The sequence below is a fragment of the Pseudonocardia sulfidoxydans NBRC 16205 genome (genome assembly GCF_007989085.1).
Taxonomy (GTDB): domain Bacteria; phylum Actinomycetota; class Actinomycetes; order Mycobacteriales; family Pseudonocardiaceae; genus Pseudonocardia; species Pseudonocardia sulfidoxydans.
Map to the genome: position 1 here is coordinate 34,063 of NZ_BJVJ01000007.1, position 24,602 is coordinate 58,664.

Genomic DNA, 24,602 nt, shown 5'->3' on the forward strand with positions numbered 1-24,602 from the left:
CTCAGCCCCCTTGACCCTGCAGCCAGCCGACGATCCGCTCGGGGGTGGCGGGCAGCTCGGTCACGCGCACACCGTGGTCGCGCAGCGCATCGTCGATGGCGGCGGAGAGAGCCCCGGGGGCCATCAGCCGCCCCGCCTCACCGCCACCCTTGATCCCGTGGGCGGTGATCGGCGACGGGGTCTCCTCGTGGCCGAAGTTCACCTCGGGCACGTCGAGCGCCGTCGGGATCAGGTAGTCCCAGAACGTGCCGACCAGCGGGTTGCCACCCGCGTCGTAGGTCATCTCCTCCGCCAGCGCGGTCCCGATGCCCTGGGCGGTGCCACCGACAATCTGTCCGTCGTAGGACCGCGGGTTGACCAACGTGCCCGAGTCGTGGACGGCGACATAGTCGAGGATGTCGACCGAGCCGGTCTCCTCGTCGACCTCCACGGCGACCAGGTGACACGCGTGCCCGACACACGGATAGAACGACCCGAGGTCGCTGCGGTCGGGCTTCGGCATCGTCAGGTGGGGGTGGTCGTAGACGAAGTCGGCCGCGAGACCGCTCTCCTCGCCGTCCGGCAGGGCTGTCTTGACCAGGTAGGCGAGCATCGCAAGGTCCGCGATACCGCGCCGCGAGTCCGTGGCGCCACGGACCTGGTAGCCGCCGTCGACCCACTCGAGATCGGCTTCGTCGACCTCCATGTCGTGCGCGGCGATCCGCCGGAGCTTGTCCTTGATCTTCTTCGAGGCCCCGGTGATCGCGCCCGCGAGCATCACGGTGAGCCGGCTTCCTCCGGGCCCCGCCGCGGGCAGCCCGCCCTTGGTGCCGTGGTGCACGACGCTGACATCGGCCGGGTCGACGTCGAACTCCTCGGCGGCGATCATCGCCGCCACCGTGTCGGAACTGTTGCCCCAGAACGGGGTCGAGTACAGCGTCACGGTGACGGCGCCGACGGTGTCCACCGTCATCGACACACCCTCCGGCGTCGAGGTGGTCTTGACCGGCACATCCTTGTCGTCGAACCAGAACCAGAACTCGGTGGCACCGTAGACGCTGCGCTCGTTCGCGGTGACGACGCCGATGCCGATCTTGCGGCCCTCGGCGCGCATCGCCTCCTGCTTGCGGCGCCAGCCGTCGTAGTCGAACCGCTGCAAGGCGTGGTCGAGCACGGGCTCGTAGTTGCCCGAGTCGTACATGTTGCCGCTCGGAATGTGGTACGGGAACGCGTCCGGCGGGATCAGGTTGCGACGCCGGATGTCGGCCGGGTCGAGATCGAGTTCCGCGGCCGCCTTGTCGACGATGCGCTCGAGGGCCCAGTTCCCGGCATCGGCACCGAAGCCGCGATAGGCGCCCTGCTGCGTCTTGTTCGTCAGGACCGCACGCACGCGGTACTCCGTGCTGGTGATGCGGTAGGGCCCCGTCACCTGGGCGAGCGCGTTGCCGTGCGATCCGACCCCGAACTGGATGTAGGCACCGTAGTCGTCCACACAGTCGATCTTCAGGCTACGGAACGTACCGTCGCGCATCAGCGCGAGCTCGACGTCGTAGTAGCGGTCGGACCCGTGCTGGTCTCCGTTGAGCTGGTAGTCGAGCCGGTCTTCGACATACTTGACGGGACGCCCGGTGATCTTGGACATCATGGCCGCGGTGACCGTCGATCGCCAGCAGAACTGCTTGGAGCCGAAGCTGCCGCCGGAGATGTAGGGCCGCAGGTCGAGCTTGTTGCTGGGGATACCGAGTGCGACGGCCGCGCCGAATGCCAGCCAGGTCATACTGATGCTGTTGGTGTGCACCACCATCTCGCCGGTGCCCGCGTCGTAGTCGCCGATCGCAGCCGTGGTGTCGAGCGGGTGCGCGGTCTGACGGCCCCAGCGAAGCCGGTCCCGCACGACGAGATCGGCGTCGGCGAAGTCGCGGGCGACCTCGCCGAACGTGAACGTCCGCTCGTAGGCGACGTTCGTACCCAGGGCCTCGTGGACGAGATTGCCGGTGTCCTCGGCCGCGGCGATCGGGTCGACGATCGGATCGAGGACGTCGTAGGTGACGTCGATGAGCGCGCGGGCGTCCTCGGCCTGGTAGCGGTTCTCCGCGACGACGACCGCGACGCCCTCGCCGACGTAGTGAACCTTGTCGGCGGCCAGCACCCGCCAGACGTGCTTGTCGGGGGCGGGCCCGGAGTCGGGCAGCGGGCCGAACTGCTCGGCGGCCTCGGGCCCGGTCAGGACCGCGACGACGCCGGGTGCCCGACGGGCCCGCTCGGCGTCGACGGAGACGATCCGCGCATGCGCGTGCGGGCTGCGCAGCACGACCGCGTGCAGCATCCCCGGCAGCACGACGTCGTCGATGTAGCGACCGAGTCCGCGGAGCAGCTTGGGGTCCTCGACCCGCTTCACGGACCTGCCGATCCACTTCATGTCCTTGTGCGGGGCCGTCGGCGCCGGCACGTCGGCCTGGTTGTCAGTGGTCCGGGTCATCAGGAGCCCTCCGCCATCCGCTCGGCCGCCTCGACCGCGGCGTCGACGATGAACTGGTAGCCGGTGCAGCGGCACAGGTTGCTGGAGATGCCTTCCCGGACCTGCGCCCGGGTCGGACAGGGGTTCTGCTCCAGGATCTCCTGGACACGCAACACCATCCCTGGAGTACAGAACCCGCACTGCAGGCCCTGCTTCTCCCAGAACGCCTGCTGAACGGGGTGCAGCGTCCGGGTGTCGGGAGCGACGCCCTCGATGGTCCGGACGTCGGCGCCGTCGGCCTGCACGGCGAGCGTGATGCACGAGCGCACCGTCGCGCCGTCGAGCCGCACCGTACAGACCCCACAGACGCCCTGGTCACAACCGGTGTGGGTACCGGTCAGCCGCAGGTCCTGACGCAGCACGTCGACGAGCAGCCGCCGACCCTCCACAGCCAGCCGGTGCGTCGTTCCGTTGACGGTGATCGTGATCGGGTGCAGCGCGGCGGGATCGGTGTCGATCTCGTCGACACCCGTCGCCGGTTCGTGGGTCGCGGTCATCGGACGCCTCCGGCGCGGGTCAGGGCGGTCGTCACGGCTCGGCGGACCTGGGACTTCGCGACAGATGCGCGATACCCCCAAGCCGGAACGGGCGCCGCGACGACCGGCAGGATGTGTGCGGCGAGGTCCCCGGCGCCACGTGGGGTGAGCTCCGCGACGGAGGCGGCGGCAGCAGCGGCGACGGTCTCCGGATCGGGCCGGGATCCGAGGAGCGCCGCCTCGGCGGCACGAGCACGGACAGGTCGGTCCGACACACCGCAGATCGCGATCGCGACGTCGACGATCTCGCCGTCGGCGACGGTGATGCTCACGCCGGCGCCGGCGACCGGGAAGTTGCCGCGCCGCAGACTGAACTCCGACCACGCCTGCCCGGTACCGGGCCCTGTCACCGGGAAGGCGACCTGGGCGACGATCTCGTCGGCACGAGCCGATGTCGTGAAGGCGCCCGTGAAGAAGTCCTCGGCCCCGACCGTCCGAACGCCATCGGCGCTGAGCAACGTCAGCTGCGCATCCAGCGCGAGCGCTGCGCAGGGCAGCTCGGCAACGGCTGACGCGTGCGCGATGCTGCCGACGACCGTCCCGCGGTGCCGGATGGGCGGGTGGGCCACATGCTCGACGGCTTCGGCGAGCAGCGGCACGAGCGAGCGGACGTCGGCGGAGTTCTCCACCGCGGCCTGCCGCGCCGTGGCGCCGACGACCAGCAGGTCACCGTCGCGGCGGATGGCGTCGAGTCCAGGGGCGGAACCGAGGTCGACGAGGTGCGCCGGCTCGGCGAGCCGCAGGTTGAGCATCGGCAGCAGGGACTGGCCGCCGGCGAGCAGCCGGGCACTCGGCCCGAGTTCGCGCAGCAGCTCCGCGGCATGCTCGACGGTGCGGCCGCGGTGGTAGCTGAACGGTGGTGGCTTCACGTCGGCAACGCTGGCAGACAGCCCCCGGAGCGGGGTTGTCCCAAGTTGGGACGGGACGTTCCTGCACGTTGACACCCCGGAGAGCACGCTTCTACGGTCCGGTCGACAGCCGACCGTCGCCCGGTCGGCGCACCAATCGTGACATGGAGATGCGCGTGAGCAGGACGATGAGAGCGATGAGCCAGAACCGCGCAGGCGGACCCGAGGTGTTGACACTCGTCGACCAGGAACGACCGGTGGCCGGGCCCACGGAGATACTCGTGCGGGTGGAGGCGGCGGGGATCAACCCGACCGACTGGAAGACCCGGGGTCGTGGCTACTTCTACCACGACGAGAAGCCGCCGTTCACCCTCGGCTTCGACGTCTCCGGCACCGTCGAGGCGGTCGGGCCCGGCGTGACGATCTTCGCGCCCGGGGACAAGGTCATCGGGATGCCGCGCTTCCCCCGCCCGGCCGGGGCCTATGCCGAGTTCGTGACCGGCCCGGCCCGGCACTTCACCACGCGCCCGGACAGCCTCGACGCCGTTCACGGCGCAGCGCTGCCGCTCGCGGGCCTCACCGCCTGGCAGGCACTCGTCGACACCGCCGCCGTCGCGAGCGGCCAGCGCGTGCTCGTCCACGCCGCGGCCGGGGGTGTCGGTCACCTCGCGGTCCAGATCGCGAAGGCGCGCGGCGCGTACGTGATCGGTACGGCCAGCGCGGCCAAGCACGACCTCCTGCGCGGGCTGGGTGCCGACGAGCTCGTCGACCACCGGACCCAGGACTTCGCCGATGTCGTGTCCGACGTCGACGTCGTACTCGACACCCTCGGCGGAGACGTCACCGAACGTTCGCTGCGCACCTTGCGCACGGGCGGCATCCTCGTGAGCATCATCCCGCCTCCCGGGTTCGACTCGTCGCTGATGCCCAGCCGCGACGGCGTCACCGTGACCTGGATGCTCGTCGAGCCCGACCGCACCGGGCTCTGCGAGCTCGCCGCTCTCGTCGACGAGAAGAAGCTTCAGGTCGTCGTCGACTCGACCTTCCCGCTCGCCTCGGCGGGCGACGCACATCGTCAGGGCGAGGCCGGCCGAACCACGGGCAAGCTCGTTCTCGAGATTCCCGGCTGAGCCTGTCCCACCGCGGGACAACAGCGCCCCGACGACCCTTCCTAACGTCCGTCACGACCGATCCCGCTCGTCAGACGTTCGGACCCGCGAAACCCGAGAGGAAACGTTCATGGCCATCGATCCGGAACAGGACGCGATCAACGCGCTTCTTGACCTCCCCCAGGACCAGCCCATCATCCTGATGAACCTGCTCAGGTTCACCGAGGGCGGCGAGAAGACCTACGAGGACTACGTCCGGCACTGCAAGGTGCACGGTCCCCGCTTCGGGGTGGAGTTCGTCTATCTCGGGAAGGGAGGACACGTCATGGTCGCCGAGGACGGGCAGTCCTGGGACGCCGTGTGGATCGTCCGCTACCCGAACTCGAAGCAGTTCTTCGCCCTGCTCCACGACGCCGACTTCAAGTCGGGTTTCCATCTGCGGGGCGACTCGCTGCAGGAGGCCGTCCTGCAGGTCACCACCCCGTGGGAGATCTGACGTGGGCAGGCTGGAGGGCAAGGTCGCGCTGATCACGGGCGCGGCACGTGGCCAGGGCCGCTCGCACGCCCGGCTGCTGGCGCGCGAAGGTGCCGACATCGTCGCGATCGACCTCTGCGACGACATCGACGGCCTCGGGTATCCCCTCGGGACGAAGTCGGAGCTCGACGAGACCGTCGCGCTCGTCGAGGACCAGGACCGCAGGATTCTCGCCCGTACCGCGGACGTCCGCGATGTCGCCGCGATGCAGGCCGTCGTCGACGAGGCCTACGAGGAGTTCGGCCACGTCGACATCGTGTGCGCGAACGCCGGAATCTGCCAGGTCGGTCCGCGGACCTGGGAGATCACCGAGGAGATGTGGGATGCCCACGTCGACGTGGTGACCAAGGGTGTCTGGGCGACGGTCCGTCCGGTCGTCCCTCGGATGATCGCGGCCGGCAACGGCGGCTCGATCATCATCACCAGCTCGCTGCTCGGCCTGAAGGCGATGCCGAACCTTGCGGCGTACAGCGCGGCCAAGTTCGCCGTCGTCGGTCTCTCGCAGTCCCTCGCGGCCGAGGTCGCCGAGCACGGGATCCGGGTCAACACGATCCACCCGGCGACCGTCGACACGGACATCAACTTCAAGAACGAGCCCCTCAAGCGGATGTTCCGGCCCGACCTCGACCACTCCCCCAGCCGGGAGGAGTTCGGTGAGGCGTCCTCGACGATGAACCTGCTCTGGGATCCGTCCAAGCCGTGGAAGCATGCGGTCCCGTGGCTCGACGTCACCGACATCAGCAATGCGGTGCTGTTCCTCGCGTCCGACGAGTCCCGCTACATCACCGGCCTGCGGATGTCGGTCGACCTCGGTGCGCTGATCAAGTAGCGAACGATCGGATCGGCACGGCCGACAGGGCCCCGGACGCGGCGTCGCCGCGTCCGGGGCCCTCGGCAGTCGTCACAGCACCTGCGACGGACGCCGGCCGCGAGCCGGTCTGTTCCGCGGCGCCGGGCGCGGCACATCCGGGTGCAGCCGGCAACGACGACACGTCGCGACACGATGGCTCAGCCCCGGTCGGCCTCGAACGTCGCGACCAGCCTCTCCGTGACGCCGCGGATGTGGACGTCGACCGTGTGGCGCAGTTCGGCGGTATCGCCCGACTCCATCGCACCCATGATCGCGAGATGCTCCTCGCAGGACTCGAGGGTGTGCGCCTCGAACTGTCCCGCGTAGGTGATGATGCGCTTCAGGTTCCCCCGGAGGCGGTCGAGACTGTTGATCAGCAGCCGGTTGCCGCAGTGGGCCACGAAGAGGTCGTGGAAGGCGAAGTCGTTGTTGTTGAACGGCGCGAAGTCGCCCTGCCTGGCCCGCGCGACCTGGTCGTCCAGCCGCGCACGCATGCGCACGATCTCCTCCGGCGGGATCGAGACAGCGGTCTCGGCGGCGGCCGTCTCCAGGGCGCGGCGCACTCCGTAGACATCGCGTACGAGCTCGACACTCAGCGGCGGGACGCTGAACCCACGCGGCCCCGAGGGTTCGAGCAGCCCCTCGTCCTGCAGCCGCCGCACCGCCTCACGAAGCGGCGAGCGGCTGATCGCGAACCGGCGCGCCAGGTCGTTCTCGCTCAGCGGTACCCCTGCCGGCAGGTCGCCGTCCACGACCCACTGCTTGAGCGCCTCGTAGGCCTGGTCGGCAAGTGACGGGGCCTTCCTGGGTGCCCGCCCACTCATGTCGAGCGACTCCCACGGCGGGACGGACACGGACATGACTCGCCTCCTCGCAGCGCACTGATCGCCACCGGAACCTATCATTCAGTCGACAGGCGACTGCGTGCAGACGAGCTCGGGGATTCAGCTGCGGAGCCGCACCTCGACCTGGCCTGCGTCGGCGAGGCCGTATCTCTCGATCTTGCGGTACAGACTCGACCGGGAGATGCCGAGCTCCTCAGCAGCAATGACCTTGTTCCCCCGCGAGTTCTCCAGCGCCGCCATGATGGCGTCGCGCTCGGCTCGCTCCATCCTGGTGAAGCTGCGACGCCCGGCTTCCTGACGGACGTCGAGCGGCAGGTCGGCGACCCGGACCAGGCCACCGCTGTTGCTCAACGTCCGCTGCACGACGTTCTCCAGCTCGCGCACGTTCCCGGGCCAGTTGCGCCGGCCCAGGACCTCGAGTGCCTCCGGGCTCCAGCGGGCTCGCCGGTCGTGCCCGGCGGTCAGGGCCGACACCAGCGAGGGCAGATCGGCTACCCGGTCACGCAACGGTGGCACCTCGACCGTGACCGTCGCGAAGCGCTCGAACACCACCTGCGCGGCGTCGCCCTGGCGCCCGCGGGCGGTCATCGTCGCGATCAGCTGGGGCGGGTGGGCGCCCGCCGTGAACACCTCGAGGACCGGCGCGAGGAGCTTCGCCGCGTGGACGCCGATCTTGTCGAGATGGCGCAGGACGAGCACCCGGGCGCCGCTGCCCGTGGTTCGCACGTCCTCGACGAGTCGCTCGGGATGGTCGAGATGGGCGCGGCAGTCGATGACGACGAGTGGATCGAGATCCGGATCCGCACTGGTGAGCCGCCGTGCCAGCGACAGCTTGCCGACGCCGGGTTCGCCGACGACCAGGAGCGGCAGGCCGGCTGCGAGGGCGTCTGCGCCGGCCTCGAGTGCCGTCGCGAAGGCGGCACTGGGCCGCGGACGCGCTGCCGAGCGCCGCCGCGGTGGCCGTCCCTGTCGTCGGACCTCGATCAGCAGTCCCTCCTCGACCGGCGTCACGTTCACCGGGACCACGGCCCCGTCGGCGAGCTCGAGCTCGGTCGCCCCGCCCGGCGAGCGAGACCGGTTGACCTGGTCCCAGAGCTCGGCCGCGTCGAGATCGGGCAGCAGCGCCGCAGCCGCAGGGTCTGCGATACACAGCCGCGGGCTGAGCAGCAGCGACGGGCGGTCGCTCCGCCGACGGGCCATGAACTGCTCGAACAGGAGTCGCTCCGCCCTGCCCGTCTGCTCGAGCAGGCCTTGCCGGATCTCCTCGATCCCCCAGCGGACCAGCGCGGTCAGAGCGGGATGGATGCGCTGGTCCATCAACGTGACATTGAGCGCGCCCGCTGCCCGTCGCGTGACGGGGTGCAGGATCGGAGCCGCCACGCAGGTCATGTCCTGATGGAGTTCTCCCCAGTGCTCCGGCCCCCCGATGATCTTGGTCTGTCCGTCCGCGAGGGCGGTCCCGATCCCGTTCGTGCCGACGTGCGCCTCGTTGCAGCTGGCGCCGGGCTCGGCGAGGATCCGCCGCAGCGAGGTCCGAACCATCTCGTCGGGTATCCAGCTGCGTACGAGCTGCGCCTGCGCGTTCGCCAGGAACACCGCGCCGCCCAGCTCGTCGATCTCGGAGGCGAGCCGGTCGAGGACGGGCCGCGCCACCGTCGCCAGCTTGCATCTCTCGTCGACCTCCGGCAGCGTCGGCAGGTGCGCCTCCTCCGGGGACACACCACCGCTACGTGACCGCGCCCACGAGGCGGCGATCTCCGGTCGAACGGCAGCGCGGTAGCGCTCGGGTACGTGGCCCGTCACGACGAACTCGTCACGAGCAGCGCGGAGTTGGCGAGCGTAGGTCGTGGACATCGTTGGCCTCCCGTCGGCAAGGCAAGTGCGGCGGCGGTGACTCTGGCATCGCCGCGTGCTCGAGCTGCAGTTCTGGACTACCGACCTGCACCCGTCGGCGCGGACTCTGCCGCGGCAACGAGGACTGCGTGCGCCCTGGGCGCCCCGTCACGTTCTGTGGAATTGATGCATCTCCCGGACTCGGGCGCAACGCCCGCTGCAGTTCAGCCGTCCACGACGGACCAGTCACGGGCCCCGTCACCGAAGGCCCGGTACGCACCGTCGGAGACGACAACGGTGTCCTCGAGCTTGATGAACCCGCGCGTGGGATGCAGCAACGTCGTCTCGATCGACAGCACCATCCCGGGCTCGAGTGGCAGATCTCCGTGGTCGTTCGGATAGGGGACGGGACCCGAGGCGGTCAGCCGGGGAGCCTCATGGCTGACGAGTCCCATCCCGTGCGCCACGAAGAAGGTGCTGCCAGCGAACTCGCTGCGACGGACGACCTCGTCGGCGGCGGCGAAGATCTCCTCACCCCGGGCACCGGGCCGGATCGGCCTGCGTGCCGCCTGCTGCGCCTCCTCGATGTAGCCGAGGAGGTCCTGGAGCTCGCCGTCGGGCTCCCCCAGCACCGCCATCCGCGCCACATCGCCGATGTAGCCGCCGAGGTTGCCGCCGGAGTCGAGGCAGAGCACCTCGCCACGACGCCATGCCTGCTCGGACACACCACGGTTGAAGCTGGTGCCCATGCTGGCGAGGCAGTACTCGAAGATCAGGCCGCGGTCGGTCTGCTCACGCCGCAGTGCCTCGACCAGCTCGTTCTTGGTAGTGCCCGGCCCGTGGCTGCGGAACACCGCGACCATCGACTCGACGATCGCCTCCGACGCCTGCTCGACGAGAGCGAGCTCCTCGGGGGTCTTGCGCGCCCGCAGGCGCTCGAGGGCGAGGTACGCGTCGCCGACGGTCACGCCCGGCTCCCGGGACAGCCGCAGGTATGCATCCGCCGGGAGGAACGACGGCTCGATCCCGACCGTCACCGCGCCGGGGTGGACCCGTCGCAGGTGTGCGAGCGCCCGGTCGATGGCGTCGACGGCGCCCCAGCTCGACAGCTCGACGTCGGAGACCCACAGCGGGCGGTTCTCCAGCTGCCAGTCCTCGGTCGCGTTACCGATGTAGGCCGTGGCCTCCGGACGGCCGCGCACATACACCACGACGGGCAGGTAGCGGCTGATGCCGATGGCGTCCATGTAGTCGAAGAAGAAGTAGCGGTGACCACCCAGCAGGTACTGCACGTTGTGCTTCGACGTCGCCAGCAGCGCATCGAGCCCGGCCCGTTCCATCAGCTCGTCGAGCTGGCGGTGGTCGAACGCGGGTGCCACCGCCGGCGCGGGTGGCGCGGGTGCTGCTGCAGGCATTTCGAACTCCTCGGGAACGCAACGGGCGACTGTCGCCTGTCGACCGAAAACATTATGAGCGCCGCCACAGCCCTGTCAACGTGCCTGTCACGTCCCGTTCACAGGTGTCCCGAGCTGGGACAACTTCGGCGCGGTGCGGCACGGCGACCATCGCGCCGCGCGCCCGATCGCCCTACCGATCGGCGCCGGGTAGCTCCTGCGATCCCCGCATGACGAGCCGTCACCCGCACTCGACCAGGCCGAGGAGGCCTCATGACGACCGCACCGAGACTTGTCGCGACCTCGTGGACGGCGATCGGCGACGTGACACCCCGTGACGCGCGGTGGGTCAGCCCGATCCCCCTGGCCGAGCGGCTCGAGATCCTCGCCGAGCAGGGCTGGTACGGCGTCGGCTTCACCCAGGACGACCTGGCCGCCATTCGCGCCGACGGCGGGTTCGCCGACCTGCGCCGCCGCCTCGACGAGGCCGGAATCGGTCACGTCGAGGTCGAGTTCCTCAGCGACTGGTGGTGCGACGGCACAGCCGGGGCCGCATCGCGAGAGACCGAGGAGCTCCTGCTCGACGCGGCGGCCGAGCTCGGAGCGGCGTTCGTCAAGGTCGGCACCGCGTTCGCCGCCCCGATCGATGACCTCACCCCGCTCGTCGCGCCCCTCGCGGCGCTGGGCGACCGGGCCGCCGCCCGGGGACAGCGCGTCGTGCTGGAGCCGGCCGTGGTGGCGATGGTCGAGTCCGTCCCGCGCGGCTCCGAGCTGGTCACACGAGCCGACCGCGACAACGTCGGGCTACTCGTCGACCTCTGGCACGTGCTCCGGGCGGGGACGACGCCCGAGGAGCTGGTGGCGACGGTTCCGGCCGGTCAGGTGTGGGCCGTCGAGCTCACCGACGCCGACGCCGAGCCTTGCGGACCGGACTTGTTCACCGACACCGTCGACAACCGGAGGTACTGCGGCGACGGCGACATCGACATCCCCGCGGTCGTCGACGCACTCCGCGCGCTGGGCTTCGACGGCCCCTGGGGTGTGGAGATCCTCTCGACCGAACACCGGGCCCTTCCGTTTGCCGACGGACTGCGTCGCGCCCGTGACACCGCCCGCCGGTTCGCGCGATGAGCGCCCGGCCCCGGCCGGTTCTCGGTCTGCTCCCGGCTCCCATGAGGCGGCCTGCTCGAGCTCGTGTCCCGATAGCGGTGCCCGAAGTTGGGACACCTCCGCCCAGCATCCCGGAACCGACGATGAACGCATCGGTCCGGAACCACCGATCCGGACGACGAGGTCCACGAGGAGACAACATGGCTCGGATCGCTCCTGCGACGCCCGAGGTGTACGCCCCTCTCATCGGCGAGGACGTGCCCCTCGTGATGAAGATCCACGCCAGGGCGACCCGCCCGGAACGGGTCCAGACCCTGGGCACGTTCTTCGGCGCCTGGATGACGAACACCTCGCTCACCCCCCGCCTGGTCGAGCTGGTCCGGCTGCGCATCGCATTCCACAACCAGTGCCGCAGCTGCATGGCGATGCGTTACGGGCACGCGACCCTCGACGGCGTCGACGAGGCGCTGGTGTGCTCCCTGGAGAAGCCCGAGGAAGCACCCGACCTGACCGACGCCGACCGCGCCGCACTGGACTACGCCGACCGGCTCGCCACCGATCACCTCTCGATCGACGACGCGGTCTACGACAACCTGCGCGCGCACTACAGCGAGGGCGAGATCGTCGAGCTCGGCCAGATCGCTGCGATCTGCGTCGGCCTCGGCCGGCTCGACGCGACCTGGGACCTGCGCGACGACCTTCCCGAACACTTCAAGCAGCAGGGCCCCGCGAGCAGCGGCACCGTCGTGACTCCCTGGGGCGGCGACGCGTGGGTCCAGGTGACGATGGGGTGATCCCGACCGGGTCGACGGACGGCCGCTCCCGATGGGGGCGGCCGTCCGTCGTCACTGTGCCGTCACGGCGCCCCGGTCACTCGTAGCAGTGCGGGGCGTGACCGAATGCGGCCCAGTCGTCGGGGTCGTGGGTGATCCATACCGTTGCGTCGGCGGCGTCGCGGAGCAGCTTGAGCCGGCGCAGGCTGCGGACCGCGTCCTCGGTGTCGGAGTCGATCGGGAAATGGACCTCCTGCTCGAACGCGGCGCGCAGGTGCGCCGTGTCCCCGGTCAGGATGAACGTCCGCGACGGCAGCCGGACCAGCAGGCTCAGCTCCCCCGGCGTATGGCCGGGGGTGAACAGCACCGTCAGACTGCCGTCACCGAACAGGTCGACGTCGACGCCCGGGATGTAGTTCCAGTCGAAGTGCCGGGTGGCCTCGATGTCCGCTGTGCGGAAGAAGCCGGCACCGACGCTCGTCGGCCAGAACGCGAACGGCAGCTCGCCCTCGCCCGCGTAGAACTTCGCCTGCGGGAACAGCGACAGTCCGCCTGTGTGGTCGAGGTGGCTGTGCGAGGCGATGACGTGGGTGACGTCGGAGGTCTTGTAGCCCAGGGCCGCGAGCTGGCGGTCGAGCCGCTGCTCGGGCTTCACCGCGAGCTTGGTCATGGTCGCGAGCTCGCCGTAGACGGCCTCGGGGTCGTCGTGGGCTTCGGGCACCAGGCCCGTGTCGAACAGGACCAGCCCCTTCGGGTGCTCGATGAGGTACGCGGGCAGCGGGACCGTCAGCTCCCCGCTGAGCCCGTACATCAGCGTCGACGCGTCGAGGGTGAAGCTCGGCGAGTCGAGCGCCCACAACCGCTTGCAGGTGGCGTGGACAGGCATGGCGCTTCCTTCCGTCGGTGGTGCGATGTCGGGGTACGGCCGGCGTGCAGAGGTGACGCGCCCAGGCGCGCAGACGCGGCTCGGACCAGGCCGCCGAGTGAGACGGACGTCGTCTCGACGAGCTCCTCCATGCCCGTTCAGGAACTCGGTCATGGAACCGGGACGGTAGGGACCGCGCACACGACAATGGTGTGCGATTTCGGGACACGTGCCCGGCCGTGTGCCAGATCGGCACAGAACTGCGCCGGGCCGCGCTGCTTTCCTGCGTGCATGGCGATCCTCGTCGACTACATGTGCCCCACCTGCGCCGGCCGCTTCGAGGTCCGGGTGCCGGTCCCGCCGCCGACATCACGCGCCTGCCCGGCGTGTGGGCGCACTGCCCGCCGGGCGTGGGCACCGATCGGCCTGACCCGCGGCGCGGCGCGGCAGAGCCCCCGCCCCGCCGTGGCCGAACCCTCGCTGTGCACGCGCAACCCCGACGTTCTCGGCCTGTGCCACATGACCCCGGATGCAGGCCGGGCCTGGGTCGCCCGGGTCCGTGGGGACAACCGGGCGCTCGACCGCGAGCTCGCACGTCAGGAGGCCGCATCGGCCATACGCCCCCCGAAGATCGAGGACGTCCTGAGCCACAGCCACTCCCGCCCGGCGGCGACACCCGCGCCGCCGCCATGACCCGCACCGAGCCTCCCGCCGCAGTGCCCCGGGAGCCTCGTTCCCCCCGTCCCTCCCTTGTCCCAACCTGGAACAACAACCCGACGAACGCGGCTCCTAGCGTCGTCTCCCGGACAGCCGACGACGGCCGGACCGTGCGACGAACGGAAGGTGGCAACTCATGAGTGAGGCCGACAAGCAGGTCGTGAAGGGATTCGTCGACGCCTTCATCCGCGGCGACCTCGAGGACGCCCTGACCCGCCTCGCCGACGACGCGGTCGTCGACGAGGCCGACGGCATGGACTTCTCCGGAACCTTCACCGGTCCGGACGGATTCGTGAAGCTGATCGAGAAGATGGCCGCGGGGGTCGAGCCCCGGATCGACAGCAACACGCTGATCGACGGTGGCGACGTGATCGTCTCCCGGCTGGAGATGACCTTCACCTCCAAGGGCAGCGGCCGTTCGCTGCCGACCCGCGTCACCGAGATCTACACGGTCCGCGACGGCAAGATCGTCGGCCTCGACTCGTTCTACAAGGACCCTGTCGCGATCAACGCCCTCTACAACGAGAAGTGAGCTGACGATGCCAGGGAAGCTGGAGGGCAAGGTCGCCCTCGTCACCGGCGGCGCCCGCGGACAGGGCAGGTCGCACGCGATCCGGCTCGCCCAGGAGGGCGCCGACATCATCACCGTCGATCTCTGCGGTCAGGTCGACACGATCGAGTACCCGATGTCCACCCCGGAAGACCTGAAGGAGACCGTGCGCCTGGTCGAGGAACTCGACCGCCGCGTCATCGCCACCCAGGCCGACGTCCGTGACTGGACCGCGCTCTCGCAGGCCGTCGACAGGGGTGTCTCCGAGCTCGGTCGCCTGGACATCGTCTGCGGCAACGCCGGCATCGTGAGCCTCGGCATGCTGCACGAACTCTCCCTCGACCAGTGGAACGACATGATCGGGGTCAACCTCACCGGCGTCTTCCACACCTGCAAGGCCGCGATCCCGCACATCATCGCCGGCGGCCGCGGCGGGTCGATCACCCTGACGAGTACCGCGGTCGCGTTGCGTCCGGTTCAGGGCGCAGGGCACTACATCGCCGCCAAGCACGGCGTCGTCGGGCTCATGCAGACCCTCGCCCTCGAGCTCGCCCCCCACTTCATCCGGGTCAACACGGTCCACCCGACCAACTGCGACACCGACATGATCCAGAACCCGGCGCTGCGCAAGGCGTTCGTCCCGGACTCCGAGAACCCGACCCGCGAGGAGAGCGTGCCTGCCTACACGGCTCTCAACGCGCTCCCCGTCCCGTGGATCGAGCCGCGCGACATCTCGAACGCGATCGCGTTCCTCGCCTCCGACGAGGCCCGCTACATCACGGGTGTGTCGCTGCCGGTCGACGCCGGGTTCCAGCGCATCTGACGAACCGACCGACCGAGGAGACGACATGAAGATCGGCATCGGGGCGTTCGTCGCCGACGGGGCCATCCGCCCCGACGTCCTGGGACGCGCAGTCGAGGAGCGGGGTTTCGAGTCCCTGTTCGTCACCGAGCACTCCCACATCCCGGTCAGCAGGGAGTCACCGTTCCCGCTGGGCGGACCCATGCCGGACTACTACGCCCGGCTGCTCAACCCGTTCGTCGCGCTCACCGCAGCCGCCGTCGCCACATCGCGGATCACCCTCGGCACCGGCATCGCGCTGATGACCCAGCGCGACGTCATCTACACCGCCAAGGAGGTCGCGAGCCTCGACGTCGTCTCCGGCGGGCGGGTGCTGTTCGGGGTGGCGCCGGGCTGGAACAAGGAGCAGATGCGCAACCACGGCACCGATCCGCGCACCCGGGGCGCGCTGCTCGACGAGCAGCTCCAGGCGTTGCGGGTCATCTGGACCGAGGACGAGGCGGAGTTCCACGGCCGGTTCGTGGACTTCGACCCGATCTGGTCGTGGCCCAAGCCCGCGCAGGAGCGGCTGCCCCTCTATGTCGGCGGGTGGGGTCCTGCTGCGGCGGCACGCGTCGCCGCGTACGGCGACGGCTGGCTGCACGGCGGCGCCATGGACCCCGACGGGGTCAAGGCACAGTTCGAGATGCGCGCGGAGTACGCACCCGACGCTCCGATGAGCGTCTTCGGCGCGGACGGTGACAACCTCGCAGTCCTCGACGCGTACCGGGACGGCGGCGCCGAACGCGTCGCCGTCGTCCTCGAGCCGGCGTCGGAGAGCGACAGCCTCGCCCGGCTCGACGCGCTGGCCGGGCTGGTCCACCGCTACGGCTGAGCCGCGCCCACGTACGTCGGCCGCCGTCCCCGACCGGGACGGCGGCCGACGTCGTTCACGCCGCGCTCCCAACCACCCGCAACCTCCCGGTCGTCCCGACCCGCGGCGGGAGCCGTGAGGTTGCGTGCGGTCGGGGTGAGCCCGTCAGCGGATCGCGACCGCGTTGCTCGGCGACCCGACGCCACCGGTGAGGTTGAGCGGCGTCGCCACGACCATGCAGTCCCAGCGACCGTCGGCCGCGCAGGCGGCGGCCAGCTCGTCGAGCGCCCACAGCTCGCCGAGGACGACCCCCAGCAACGGGATCAGGACCCGATGCATCAGCCCGCTGTGCGGGCTCAGTGGTGCGCCCGTCCGTTCCGCGGCGGTGAGGAACGGCGAGTCCTGCGGCGCCGGCCACGCCTCCACCGCGAACGTGTCGCTCGCGACGACGGCGAACCTGCTGTCCCACAACCACTCGATGGTCTCCACACAGGCTCGCAGCCCCGACGCCCGCAGCGGCACGAGCTCCCGGCGCTCACGCGGGCCGAGCGCGTTCAGGTAGTGGTGCCCCCAGCCGGTCCGCACCAGCAGGATGTCCCCTGCCCGCAGCTCGACACCCTGCGCGGCCGCGGCCGCCAGCACCGTCGCGACGTCGATCGCCTCGCCGCCGTCGTGGTCGATCAGGTGTCCCTGCGAGCGCAGGTGGGCGTCCACGTCGACCAGCACGCCCCGCCCGACGATCCCGTGCTCGGCGTAGCGGTTCACCCCGAGCGTCGGCTGACCGGGAAGCAGACGGCCGGGGTCCACACCGTTGTAGAAGCCGTGCTCGGGGTGCGCGAAGTGGCGCAGCCCGTCGAGCTGGCTGCTGCCCTGGGTGTAGAAGCCGTCGAGATACTCGTCCCGATGATGATCGTTGACTCCGAACATCATGTGCCGCAGCGGTTTCCGGGTCGGCGCCGGGGGCGGGTCGAACGCCTCCAGCGGATGGTCGAGGCGAATCCGCTGCCCCGAACGCACGAGAGACGCCGCATCGCGCACCCGCTCGGGAGTGAGGTGGTTCAGTGTGCCGATCTCGTCGTCGGCGCCCCACACCCCCCACGCCGACCCGGGCGGCGCATCCGTGCGTGCAAGTAGCTCCGCGTACGTCGGGAAGCTCGGCTCGGTCATCGTTCGATGGTCGCGCAGCTCACGGCTCCACGCCGCCCTCGACGAGAACCACGGCATCGACCGCGACCGCACCGCCGCCGGCGCCGCGGCGCAGCATCATCGGGTTCACATCGACGCTCACGACCTGTGAGCCGGCCCGGGTCATCTCGTCGCCGAGTCGCACGGCCGCATCGACCCAGGCGTCGACGTCGGCGGCATCCTCGCCCCGGACCGGACCCAGCAACGGCGCCATCCGCAGCGAGGCCACCGCAGCCCGCGCCTCGGCCGCGCCGAACGGCGGTAGCAGCACACGGACGTCGGGGATCATCTCGACCGTCGTGCCACCGGCGCCGAGCACGACCACCGGGCCGAAGACCGGATCGAGATGCGCCCCCACCATCACCTCGAGCGCTGCACCGACCATCGGCGCCACGATCACGCTTCCCGCGAAGCCATTGCGCGCCAACGTGCCGAGCAACTCCCGAGCCGTGGAGGCGACGTCGTCGGCATCGGCCAGTCCGAGGCGGACCAAGCCGAGGTCGGACTTGTGGGTGACCGCTGCGGAACAACCCTTCAGCACGACCGGTACCCGGCCCAGGGCATCGAAGGCCGCGACGGCTTCGGCCGCATCCGCGCACCGGGTCGCGGCGACAGTGGGGATTCCCAGCCCCGCCAGTGCTGCGAGGCTGTCCGCCTCGTCCAGGGTGCGGGCCGATGTCGCCGGGCGGCGGGCGGAAAGGCGGGGGCGACCGAGTGCCGCGGCGGCGAACTCGGCGTGCCGGGTCACCTGGGCCAGTGACGCGACCGCAGTGGCCTCGTCGTCGAACACCGCGAGCCCCGCCTCACCGAAGACGGCACCCACTTCGGGCTGGGCGATCGCGACCGCAACGGGAAACGTGCCGTCCTGCGCAAATGCCTGGACATCCGCGACGATCGAGGCGATGTCGTAGCCGCGGCCGGCCACCGGGATGCCGATGACGCACGCCTCGACACCGGGATCCGCGCTGATGACCGGGAGGACCTTGCCGAACAGGCTGCTGTCGGTCATCAGCGCCGCGGTCACGTCCACCGGGTTGGCGGTCGCGGCGAACGTCGGCAGCACCGCGTCGAGACGCTCACGCGTCTGCGGGCTGAAGTGGGCGAGGCGCAGATCGTGGTCGGCGGCGGCGTCGGCGGCGAGCACACAGATCGCCCCGGAGTTGCTGACGATCGCCAGTCCCCGGTCGGCCCCGTCGCGGCGCGGACGTAGGGGCGCCTGCAGATACAGGTCGACGGCTGCCGTCAGGTCGGTGGAGTTGCGGGCTCGCCAGATACCGAGCCGTTCGAAGAAGGCGTCGACGACGCGGGTCTCGTTCGCGAGCGCCCCGGTGTGTGAGGCGGCGGCGCGCTGCCCACCCACGCTGCGGCCACCGGAGAGCGCGACGACCGGCACACCACGCCGGGCTGCGACCTCGGCCAGCTCCTCGACCGCAGCAGGGCTGCGGATGTCCTCCAGGTACAACAGCAGGAGCCGGACATCGGGGTCGGCCACCACCGTTGTCGCGAGCTCTGCCGCGCTGACGTCGGCGTCGTTGCCGGTGGCGTGGGCATAACGCACGCCGATGCCTCGCCGACGCAGCATCCCGTAGGGCACCGAGCACATCGCCCCGCTCTGGCTGACGACGGCCACGGGGCCGTCGGCCGGGGGCTCCTCGGTGAACATCGTCGAGAAGCCCAGCACCGCGCCCGACCCGAAGCTGGCCAGACCCTGGGTGTTCGGGCCGACGATGCGCATTCCCGCCCGTCGGGCGGTCGTCAGCATCTCGTCCTGCCGACGCCGCCCGTCGGGATCCGGAGTCTCGCCGAACCCCGACGACATCACGACACAACCGCGGACGCCGAGCCGCGCGCACGTGGCGACCGCGTCGACGGCGGCCTGCCCCGCAACGGCGATGACGGCGACCTCGGGGACCTCGGGCAGGGCCTCCACCGACGGGTGCGACGGCAGCCCCTGGATGCTCGGGCGGCTCGGGTTGACCGGGTACAGCGCTCCCGCGTACCCGAGAGCCGACATGTACCTGATCGGTCGTCCGCCGATCTTGTCCGGGTTGTCGGAGGCGCCGATCACGGCGACCGAGCGCGGGGCGTGGAAGAACGACAGGTCGGTCACGAGCTCTCCGCCTCGAAGAAGGGGACCGCGACGGGGTCGTCCGCCCCGGCCTGAAATCTCAGTCGGACGGCGGACCCGGGTCGCAGGGACGAGCCGCACCGCCCCAAGACCCGCACCCCGTCGACGAGGTCGACCAGCGCGATGGCGCCGCGCTCGCCGCTCGTCACCGCGACGACGGTGCCGACGCCGGCGCTCGTCGTCGACGACACGGACCCGCCGCAGTTCGGACACTGTGCTCGTCGCAGGTACCAGCGGTGCCCACAGGCCGCGCACACGCTGACGACGATCCGCGGCTCGCCGTCGGTCCAGTCGGCGGTCATGTTGCGCCTCGCGCAGCTCGCAGGACCGCGGTGACGTGCGCCGACATGACACCGCCGTCGGCGTGGACCAGACCCTGCCGGGCTCTGGCGACCTGCCGTCCGCCCGACTCCCCCCGGAGCTGGGTGACGATCTCGACGAGATGGGCCATTCCGCCGCCGACGCCGCAGTGTCCGTAGGACAACAGGCCGCCGTGCGGGTTCACCGGTATGGGCCCGTCGAGGTCGAAGCGGCCCTCCGACGCGGCCGCGCCGGCTCCGCCGGGCCGGGCCAGTCCGAGTTCTTCCAGCAGCAACGCGAGGGTGATCGTGAAGCTGTCGTAGATGCCGAAGACGTCGACCTCGCCGATCCGGACACCTGCCCGGGCCAGCGCACGGCCGGCCGACACCCGGGCGCCGAACTCGTGCATGTCGGCCTCGCTGATGTGCTGGTGCAGGTGAGCCTGCCCGGTCCCGACGATCTCCACGGCACGACCACCGCCGGCGGTGGCGCTCACGACCACCGCAGCTCCACCGTCCGAGACGGGACAGCAGTCCAGGAGGTTCAGCGGATCAGCGACCGGACGCGAGGCCCGGACGTCCGCGGCCGTGACCGGCGTCCGGAACTGGGCGCCGTCGTGGCGGGCCGCGTGCGCGCGCATGGCAACGGCCAGCGGGGCGAGCCCGTCACCCGGGGTGAGTCCGTGCTCGTGCAGGTAGGCCGACGCGAGCAGCGCGTAGTACTGCGGGACGGTTGCTCCGATCGGGACCTCGTAGCGGCGGTGACCGACCTGGGCGAGCGTGGCGGTCGAGGTCTGCGTGCTCTGACCGCTCGCCCGGTCCTCCCCGGCGACGACCAGCACCGTCGACGCCGCCCCGGAGTCGACCAGGGCCACCGCCTGCACGACCATCGCGACGCCCGTCGCTCCACCCACCGCCGCCCCCAGCGCGACGGCCGGGGTGATACCGAGATACTCGGCCAGCAGGTTGGCCGGCATCAGGTGATCGAGTGTCGTCGCGTACCCCACGATCAGCCCGTCGACGTCGCGGGGCCGGGTCCCGGCGTCGGCCATCGCGAGCGTCGCCGCAGTGGCCTGCCAGCCCAGCGCGTCCCTGCCCGGCAGTCGTCCGAACGCGGTGAGCCCGGCTCCCCGAATCCATGCCATGTGCGCAGCCTCCCTCCGCACCAGACCGTACGGACCGTCGGCACGCGGCACTTGTACGAATCTGGAACACCGCGACGTACCGAAATGGGACAGCACACTGTGACGGCCGTCGCCGACCATCGGAGGCATGAGCGGACCGATCGACACCGACGACGGCGTCGAGCCGGTGGAGCTGGATGCCGTCGTCATCGGCACCGGCTTCGCCGGCCTCCTCGCCCTCCACGTCCTGCGCAACGACCTCGGCCTGCAGGTCCGGGCCTTCGACGACGCGCCCGGGGTCGGGGGCACCTGGTACTGGAACTGCTATCCCGGCGCCCGCGCCGACACCGAGGTCACCGCCTACTGCTACTCCTTCGACAGGGACCTGTTCGACTCGTGGCGCTGGAGTGAGCGCTACCCCCGCCAGCCCGAGATCCTCGCCTACCTCAACCACGTCGCCGACCGCTTCGACCTGCGCCGCAGCATCACCCTGGAGACCCGGGTCCAGCGCGCCACCTTCGACGAGCACACCAACCGCTGGGTCGTCGTCACCAACCGCGGGGAACGGCTCGCCGCGCGCTTCCTCATCGAGGGCGTCGGGCTGCTGTCCTCGACGAACATGCCGGCCTTCCCTGGTCAGGAGACCTTCACCGGCGAGGTCTTCCACACCGCCCGCTGGCCACAGGCCGGTACGGACTTCCGGGGCAAGCGCGTCGGGGTCATCGGGACCGGGTCCAGCGGCGTGCAGGTCATCACCGAGATCGCTCCCGACGCCGACCACCTGACGGTGTTCCAACGCTCCGCGCAGTACAGCGTCCCGGCGCGTCACGGCGCGATCGACGCCGAGTTCCTGGCCTCGATCCACAGCGACTACGAGGGCTACTGGCACCGCGTGCGCAGCTCGATCACCGGCTTCGGGTTCGAGGAGAGCACCACACCGGCCGCCGACGTCCCCGACGAGGAGCGGGAGGCGATCTTCGAGCGCTGGTGGCAGCACGGCGGCGGCTTCCAGTTCATGTTCGCCACCTTCAGCGACATCGGCGTCGACGTGTTCGCCAACAACGCGGCGACGGACTTCATCAAGCGCAAGATCGCCGAGACCGTCACCGACCCGGACACCGCCCGGATGCTGACACCGACCGACCTCTACGCCAAACGCCCGCTGTGTTGTGACGGCTACTTCGAGACCTACAACCGCGACAACGTCACTCTCGTCGACGTGAAGGCCGACCCCATCGTCGAGATCACGCCGCGCGGGATCCGCACCGCCGGCGTCGAGCACGAGCTCGACGTCATCGTGTTCGCGACCGGGTTCGACGCCGTCACCGGCAACACGCTGAAGATCGCCCACACCGGTCGTGACGGAATCGACCTCGCCGACCACTGGGCGCACCGGCCGACGACCCACCTGGGCCTCATGACCAGTGGCTTCCCGAACATGTTCACGATGTTCGGACCGATGGGCCCGTTCACGAACCAGCCACCGGCCGACGAGGTCCAGATCGAGTGGATCGCCGACGTCATCCGACACCTGCAGAAGACCGGGATGGACACGATCGAGCCCACCGCCGAGACCGAGGCGGCCTGGGTCGCGACCTGCGACGAGATCGGGCACTCGACGCTGTTCCCCAAGGTCGACTCCTGGATCAACGGCGCGAACGTGCCCGGCAAACCGGTCACGATCATGTTCTACATGGCCGGCCTCGGCTCCTATGCCGAACAGCTGCGCCGGGCCCGCGACGACGACTACCCGGGCTTCCGGTTCGCCGCGGCCGACCGCACCCCCGCCTGACCCACCCCACATCCCCAACGAAGAGGACCGTCACATGGGAAAGCTCGACGGCAAGGTCGCACTGATCACCGGCGCAGGCCGCGGACAGGGCCGCTCGCATGCCCTCACCCTCGCCCGCGAGGGTGCCGACATCGTCGCCATCGACGTGCCCGGTCACGTGGAGAGCATCGAGTACGACCTCGCGAGCAGCGACGATCTCGCCGAGACCGTCAAGGGCGTCGAAGAGCTCGACCGCCGCATCATCGCCATCGAGGGCGATGCCCGCTCGCAGGAGTCGCTCGACGGTGCCGTCGCCGCGGGCCTGTCCGAGTTCGGTCAGATCGACATCCTGGTGGCCAACCACGGGGTGCTCAGCATCGACAAGTTCTGGGAGATGAGCGAAGAGCGCTGGAACCAGATGATCGACATCAACCTCACGGGCATGTGGCGGGCGGCCAAGGCCGTTGCGCCGCACATGATCGAGCGGGGCAAGGGCGCCATCTGCATGACCGCTTCCATCAACGCCATCGAGACCGGCCCCGGCTACACGCACTACAACGTGTCCAAGGCCGGCGTCGTCATGCTGATGAAGAACATCGCTCTCGAGCTGGGCGGATACGGGATCCGCTGCAACGCGATCTGCCCCGGTGCGGCCGACACGAAGATCGTCGACTGGAAGGGTCTCTACGACAACCTGATCTTCCCCGGCGCAGGCCATTCCGATCTCTACGACGCCACGAAGAACTGGACGGCATTGAAGGACCGCCGCCTGCTCGACCCGCAGACCCTCTCGAACGGCGTCCTGTTCCTCGTCTCCGACGACGCCAGGGACGTCACCGGCGTGGCCCTGCCCATCGACGCGGGACACTTGATCCTGCCCGGTTTCAACCACACCCCGAGCTGATCCGCCCGCGGCGGGCCGTGCGGTCGACGGCCCGCCGCGAGCAACCGGCAGAGGCACCCCGACGTGGTCGTCATCGGGTCCGGGGCCGCGGGATGCACCGCGCCCGTCCACGCCGGGGGCTGACGGTGTCCCCCGACGAGACACCACGGCCGGCAGGGAGGTCCGTAGCGTCCGAGGTCATGATCTCCCACCACTCCGTCGACGGATTCCATCTCGCCCACGACCGCAGCGGGTCCGGCGCGCCCGCCGTTCTGCTCCACGGCTGGCCCGGTTACCGCGGGGACTTCGCCGACGTCGCAGGACTGCTCGACGCCGATGTCATCTGCCCGGACCTGCGCGGTTTCGGCGACTCGGACAAGCACGCCGACGGCGACTACACGGCAGCGGGTCAGGCCCGAAGCGTTGTCGGGCTGATGGACGAGCTCGGCGTCGACCGGGCTGTGCTGGCCGGGTACGACATCGGGTCGCGCATTGCGCAGGTCGTCGCCACGGAGTATCCCGACAGGGTCTCCGCGCTGGTACTGGCACCACCGCTGCCTGGGATCGGCCGGCGAATCCTCGACGAGGACGCGCAGCGGGAGTTCTGGTACCAGACGTTTCACCGGCTCCCCATCGCGCACGAGATCATCGACGGCCGGCCCGAGATCGTGCGCGCCTATCTGCGTCACTTCTGGACACACTGGTCAGGGCCGGACTTCACGCCCCACGACGACCTGCTCGATCGCCTCGCCCGGTACTACGGTGCGCCCGGGGCCTTCACCGCGTCCATCGCCTGGTACCGGGCAGGCGCTGCCACCGTGGCTCGCTCGCTGGCCGAGTCGCCTCCGCAGCGCCGCATCGACGTGCCGACCACGGTCCTGTGGCCGGAGTTCGACCCGATCTTCCCGCGGGCGTGGTCCGACCGCGTGGACGAATGGTTCAGCAATGCCACGCTGCGCCTCCTCGACGGTGCCGGCCACTTCGTGCCAGTCGAAGCCCCGCACGAGTTCGCCTCCACGATCCAGGATGCAGTGGACATGTGAGTCGGCAGACAGGGCTGAGTCACAGTCCCCCTCTCCTGCTTGACCTGGACCG

At 70.3% G+C, this 24,602-nt stretch carries 23 protein-coding genes; 12 read left to right on the forward strand and 11 right to left on the reverse strand.

The features are described 5' to 3' along the window. Position 1: 1 nt before the first annotated feature. From PSU4_RS05825 to PSU4_RS05835, 3 genes are read right to left on the reverse strand one after another with little or no spacing between them, the layout of a single operon-like run. Positions 2–2,458 carry a xanthine dehydrogenase family protein molybdopterin-binding subunit gene (locus PSU4_RS05825; protein ID WP_147103167.1) on the reverse strand — a complete coding sequence of 819 codons (2,457 nt, stop codon included), beginning with the start codon at positions 2,456–2,458 and terminating at the stop codon, positions 2–4. Further along, entirely contained in the window at positions 2,458–2,994 is a 537-nt protein-coding gene (locus tag PSU4_RS05830) for a (2Fe-2S)-binding protein (protein ID WP_147103169.1), read from the reverse strand. The genes PSU4_RS05825 and PSU4_RS05830 overlap by 1 nt, the downstream gene beginning before the upstream one ends. Continuing rightward, positions 2,991–3,902: an FAD binding domain-containing protein gene (locus tag PSU4_RS05835; protein ID WP_186816765.1), complete on the reverse strand. Its 912-nt coding sequence runs from the start codon at positions 3,900–3,902 to the stop codon at positions 2,991–2,993. The genes PSU4_RS05830 and PSU4_RS05835 overlap by 4 nt, the downstream gene beginning before the upstream one ends. A gap of 167 nt (positions 3,903–4,069) precedes the next feature. On the opposite strand from PSU4_RS05835, the gene PSU4_RS05840 reads away from it, so the two are divergent. The 3 genes from PSU4_RS05840 (at position 4,070) to PSU4_RS05850 (ending at position 6,354) form a co-directional block, all read left to right on the forward strand. Continuing rightward, the gene (locus PSU4_RS05840) at positions 4,070–5,011 is read left to right on the forward strand and encodes an NADP-dependent oxidoreductase (RefSeq protein WP_147103324.1); all 942 of its coding nucleotides are present in this window, start codon (positions 4,070–4,072) and stop codon (positions 5,009–5,011) included. Positions 5,012–5,120: 109 nt separating this feature from the next. Continuing rightward, complete coding sequence (locus PSU4_RS05845) at positions 5,121–5,486, forward strand: hypothetical protein (RefSeq protein WP_147103173.1); 366 nt, start codon at positions 5,121–5,123, stop codon at positions 5,484–5,486. 1 nt (position 5,487) lies between these two features. After that, a complete protein-coding gene (locus tag PSU4_RS05850) occupies positions 5,488–6,354 on the forward strand; it encodes a mycofactocin-coupled SDR family oxidoreductase (protein ID WP_147103175.1) in 867 nt (288 codons plus the stop codon). A 179-nt stretch (positions 6,355–6,533) separates the two neighbouring features. Here PSU4_RS05850 and PSU4_RS05855 read toward each other — a convergent pair whose 3' ends face one another. The 3 genes from PSU4_RS05855 to PSU4_RS05865 all read right to left on the reverse strand — a co-directional run bounded on the left by PSU4_RS05855 (position 6,534) and on the right by PSU4_RS05865 (position 10,468). Continuing rightward, positions 6,534–7,235 carry a GntR family transcriptional regulator gene (locus tag PSU4_RS05855; protein WP_186816766.1) on the reverse strand — a complete coding sequence of 234 codons (702 nt, stop codon included), beginning with the start codon at positions 7,233–7,235 and terminating at the stop codon, positions 6,534–6,536. 84 nt (positions 7,236–7,319) lie between these two features. Beyond that, positions 7,320–9,074, reverse strand: a complete 1,755-nt coding sequence (locus tag PSU4_RS05860; protein ID WP_147103179.1) for a sigma-54-dependent Fis family transcriptional regulator — start codon at positions 9,072–9,074, stop codon at positions 7,320–7,322. Between the two features lie 203 nt (positions 9,075–9,277). After that, on the reverse strand, positions 9,278–10,468 hold the full coding sequence (locus tag PSU4_RS05865) for a M24 family metallopeptidase (protein WP_147103180.1): 1,191 nt from the start codon (positions 10,466–10,468) through the stop codon (positions 9,278–9,280). Between the two features lie 252 nt (positions 10,469–10,720). Here PSU4_RS05865 and PSU4_RS05870 point away from each other — a divergent pair, with 252 nt between their 5' ends. Both PSU4_RS05870 and PSU4_RS05875 read left to right on the forward strand, forming a co-directional pair. Next, entirely contained in the window at positions 10,721–11,578 is an 858-nt protein-coding gene (locus PSU4_RS05870; RefSeq protein ID WP_147103182.1) for a sugar phosphate isomerase/epimerase family protein, read from the forward strand. Between the two features lie 179 nt (positions 11,579–11,757). Continuing rightward, a complete protein-coding gene (locus tag PSU4_RS05875) occupies positions 11,758–12,351 on the forward strand; it encodes a carboxymuconolactone decarboxylase family protein (protein ID WP_147103184.1) in 594 nt (197 codons plus the stop codon). Between the two features lie 76 nt (positions 12,352–12,427). Here the strand turns inward: PSU4_RS05875 and PSU4_RS05880 are convergent, their stop codons facing one another. Further along, on the reverse strand, positions 12,428–13,216 hold the full coding sequence (locus tag PSU4_RS05880; RefSeq protein ID WP_147103185.1) for an N-acyl homoserine lactonase family protein: 789 nt from the start codon (positions 13,214–13,216) through the stop codon (positions 12,428–12,430). A 270-nt stretch (positions 13,217–13,486) separates the two neighbouring features. Here PSU4_RS05880 and PSU4_RS05885 point away from each other — a divergent pair, with 270 nt between their 5' ends. The 4 genes from PSU4_RS05885 to PSU4_RS05900 all read left to right on the forward strand — a co-directional run bounded on the left by PSU4_RS05885 (position 13,487) and on the right by PSU4_RS05900 (position 16,138). Next, complete coding sequence (locus tag PSU4_RS05885; RefSeq protein ID WP_147103187.1) at positions 13,487–13,888, forward strand: FmdB family zinc ribbon protein; 402 nt, start codon at positions 13,487–13,489, stop codon at positions 13,886–13,888. 160 nt (positions 13,889–14,048) lie between these two features. Next, entirely contained in the window at positions 14,049–14,444 is a 396-nt protein-coding gene (locus tag PSU4_RS05890) for a nuclear transport factor 2 family protein (RefSeq protein WP_147103189.1), read from the forward strand. Between the two features lie 7 nt (positions 14,445–14,451). Further along, positions 14,452–15,285 (forward strand): mycofactocin-coupled SDR family oxidoreductase, encoded by an 834-nt coding sequence (locus PSU4_RS05895; RefSeq protein ID WP_147103191.1) that lies wholly within the window; start codon positions 14,452–14,454, stop codon positions 15,283–15,285. Between the two features lie 25 nt (positions 15,286–15,310). Further along, positions 15,311–16,138 carry an LLM class F420-dependent oxidoreductase gene (locus PSU4_RS05900; protein ID WP_147103192.1) on the forward strand — a complete coding sequence of 276 codons (828 nt, stop codon included), beginning with the start codon at positions 15,311–15,313 and terminating at the stop codon, positions 16,136–16,138. A gap of 144 nt (positions 16,139–16,282) precedes the next feature. On the opposite strand, the gene PSU4_RS05905 is transcribed toward PSU4_RS05900, so the two are convergent. The 4 genes from PSU4_RS05905 to PSU4_RS05920 are packed head-to-tail and all read right to left on the reverse strand — an operon-like array spanning position 16,283 to position 20,874. Next, the gene (locus tag PSU4_RS05905; protein WP_186816767.1) at positions 16,283–17,284 is read right to left on the reverse strand and encodes a cyclase family protein; all 1,002 of its coding nucleotides are present in this window, start codon (positions 17,282–17,284) and stop codon (positions 16,283–16,285) included. A gap of 19 nt (positions 17,285–17,303) precedes the next feature. Then, positions 17,304–19,412 (reverse strand): acetate--CoA ligase family protein, encoded by a 2,109-nt coding sequence (locus PSU4_RS05910; protein WP_147103196.1) that lies wholly within the window; start codon positions 19,410–19,412, stop codon positions 17,304–17,306. Next, complete coding sequence (locus PSU4_RS05915; protein WP_147103198.1) at positions 19,409–19,732, reverse strand: Zn-ribbon domain-containing OB-fold protein; 324 nt, start codon at positions 19,730–19,732, stop codon at positions 19,409–19,411. The genes PSU4_RS05910 and PSU4_RS05915 overlap by 4 nt, the downstream gene beginning before the upstream one ends. Next, on the reverse strand, positions 19,729–20,874 hold the full coding sequence (locus tag PSU4_RS05920; RefSeq protein ID WP_147103200.1) for a thiolase family protein: 1,146 nt from the start codon (positions 20,872–20,874) through the stop codon (positions 19,729–19,731). Before PSU4_RS05920 ends, PSU4_RS05915 begins: the two co-directional genes overlap by 4 nt. A 127-nt stretch (positions 20,875–21,001) precedes the next feature. On the opposite strand from PSU4_RS05920, the gene PSU4_RS05925 reads away from it, so the two are divergent. From PSU4_RS05925 to PSU4_RS05935, 3 genes are all read left to right on the forward strand, one after another. Further along, a complete protein-coding gene (locus PSU4_RS05925) occupies positions 21,002–22,645 on the forward strand; it encodes a flavin-containing monooxygenase (RefSeq protein ID WP_147103202.1) in 1,644 nt (547 codons plus the stop codon). 34 nt (positions 22,646–22,679) lie between these two features. Further along, positions 22,680–23,528 carry a mycofactocin-coupled SDR family oxidoreductase gene (locus tag PSU4_RS05930; RefSeq protein WP_147103203.1) on the forward strand — a complete coding sequence of 283 codons (849 nt, stop codon included), beginning with the start codon at positions 22,680–22,682 and terminating at the stop codon, positions 23,526–23,528. 179 nt (positions 23,529–23,707) lie between these two features. Further along, entirely contained in the window at positions 23,708–24,550 is an 843-nt protein-coding gene (locus tag PSU4_RS05935; RefSeq protein ID WP_147103205.1) for an alpha/beta fold hydrolase, read from the forward strand. Positions 24,551–24,602: the final 52 nt, after the last annotated feature.

Bases quoted from the DNA above. Each gene is read 5' to 3' on its own strand.
- PSU4_RS05875 (WP_147103184.1), top strand. From the start codon at position 11,758: ATGGCTCGGATCGCTCCTGCGACGCCCGAGGTGTACGCCCCTCTCATC.
- PSU4_RS05920 (WP_147103200.1), bottom strand. From the start codon at position 20,874: ATGGCATGGATTCGGGGAGCCGGGCTCACCGCGTTCGGACGACTGCCG.
- PSU4_RS05930 (WP_147103203.1), top strand. From the start codon at position 22,680: ATGGGAAAGCTCGACGGCAAGGTCGCACTGATCACCGGCGCAGGCCGC.
- PSU4_RS05860 (WP_147103179.1), bottom strand. From the start codon at position 9,074: ATGTCCACGACCTACGCTCGCCAACTCCGCGCTGCTCGTGACGAGTTC.
- PSU4_RS05865 (WP_147103180.1), bottom strand. From the start codon at position 10,468: ATGCCTGCAGCAGCACCCGCGCCACCCGCGCCGGCGGTGGCACCCGCG.
- PSU4_RS05925 (WP_147103202.1), top strand. From the start codon at position 21,002: ATGAGCGGACCGATCGACACCGACGACGGCGTCGAGCCGGTGGAGCTG.
- PSU4_RS05840 (WP_147103324.1), top strand. From the start codon at position 4,070: ATGAGAGCGATGAGCCAGAACCGCGCAGGCGGACCCGAGGTGTTGACA.
- PSU4_RS05890 (WP_147103189.1), top strand. From the start codon at position 14,049: ATGAGTGAGGCCGACAAGCAGGTCGTGAAGGGATTCGTCGACGCCTTC.
- PSU4_RS05845 (WP_147103173.1), top strand. From the start codon at position 5,121: ATGGCCATCGATCCGGAACAGGACGCGATCAACGCGCTTCTTGACCTC.
- PSU4_RS05935 (WP_147103205.1), top strand. From the start codon at position 23,708: ATGATCTCCCACCACTCCGTCGACGGATTCCATCTCGCCCACGACCGC.
- PSU4_RS05870 (WP_147103182.1), top strand. From the start codon at position 10,721: ATGACGACCGCACCGAGACTTGTCGCGACCTCGTGGACGGCGATCGGC.
- PSU4_RS05895 (WP_147103191.1), top strand. From the start codon at position 14,452: ATGCCAGGGAAGCTGGAGGGCAAGGTCGCCCTCGTCACCGGCGGCGCC.
- PSU4_RS05830 (WP_147103169.1), bottom strand. From the start codon at position 2,994: ATGACCGCGACCCACGAACCGGCGACGGGTGTCGACGAGATCGACACC.
- PSU4_RS05915 (WP_147103198.1), bottom strand. From the start codon at position 19,732: ATGACCGCCGACTGGACCGACGGCGAGCCGCGGATCGTCGTCAGCGTG.
- PSU4_RS05905 (WP_186816767.1), bottom strand. From the start codon at position 17,284: ATGACCGAGCCGAGCTTCCCGACGTACGCGGAGCTACTTGCACGCACG.
- PSU4_RS05825 (WP_147103167.1), bottom strand. From the start codon at position 2,458: ATGACCCGGACCACTGACAACCAGGCCGACGTGCCGGCGCCGACGGCC.
- PSU4_RS05885 (WP_147103187.1), top strand. From the start codon at position 13,487: ATGGCGATCCTCGTCGACTACATGTGCCCCACCTGCGCCGGCCGCTTC.
- PSU4_RS05900 (WP_147103192.1), top strand. From the start codon at position 15,311: ATGAAGATCGGCATCGGGGCGTTCGTCGCCGACGGGGCCATCCGCCCC.
- PSU4_RS05880 (WP_147103185.1), bottom strand. From the start codon at position 13,216: ATGCCTGTCCACGCCACCTGCAAGCGGTTGTGGGCGCTCGACTCGCCG.
- PSU4_RS05855 (WP_186816766.1), bottom strand. From the start codon at position 7,235: ATGTCCGTGTCCGTCCCGCCGTGGGAGTCGCTCGACATGAGTGGGCGG.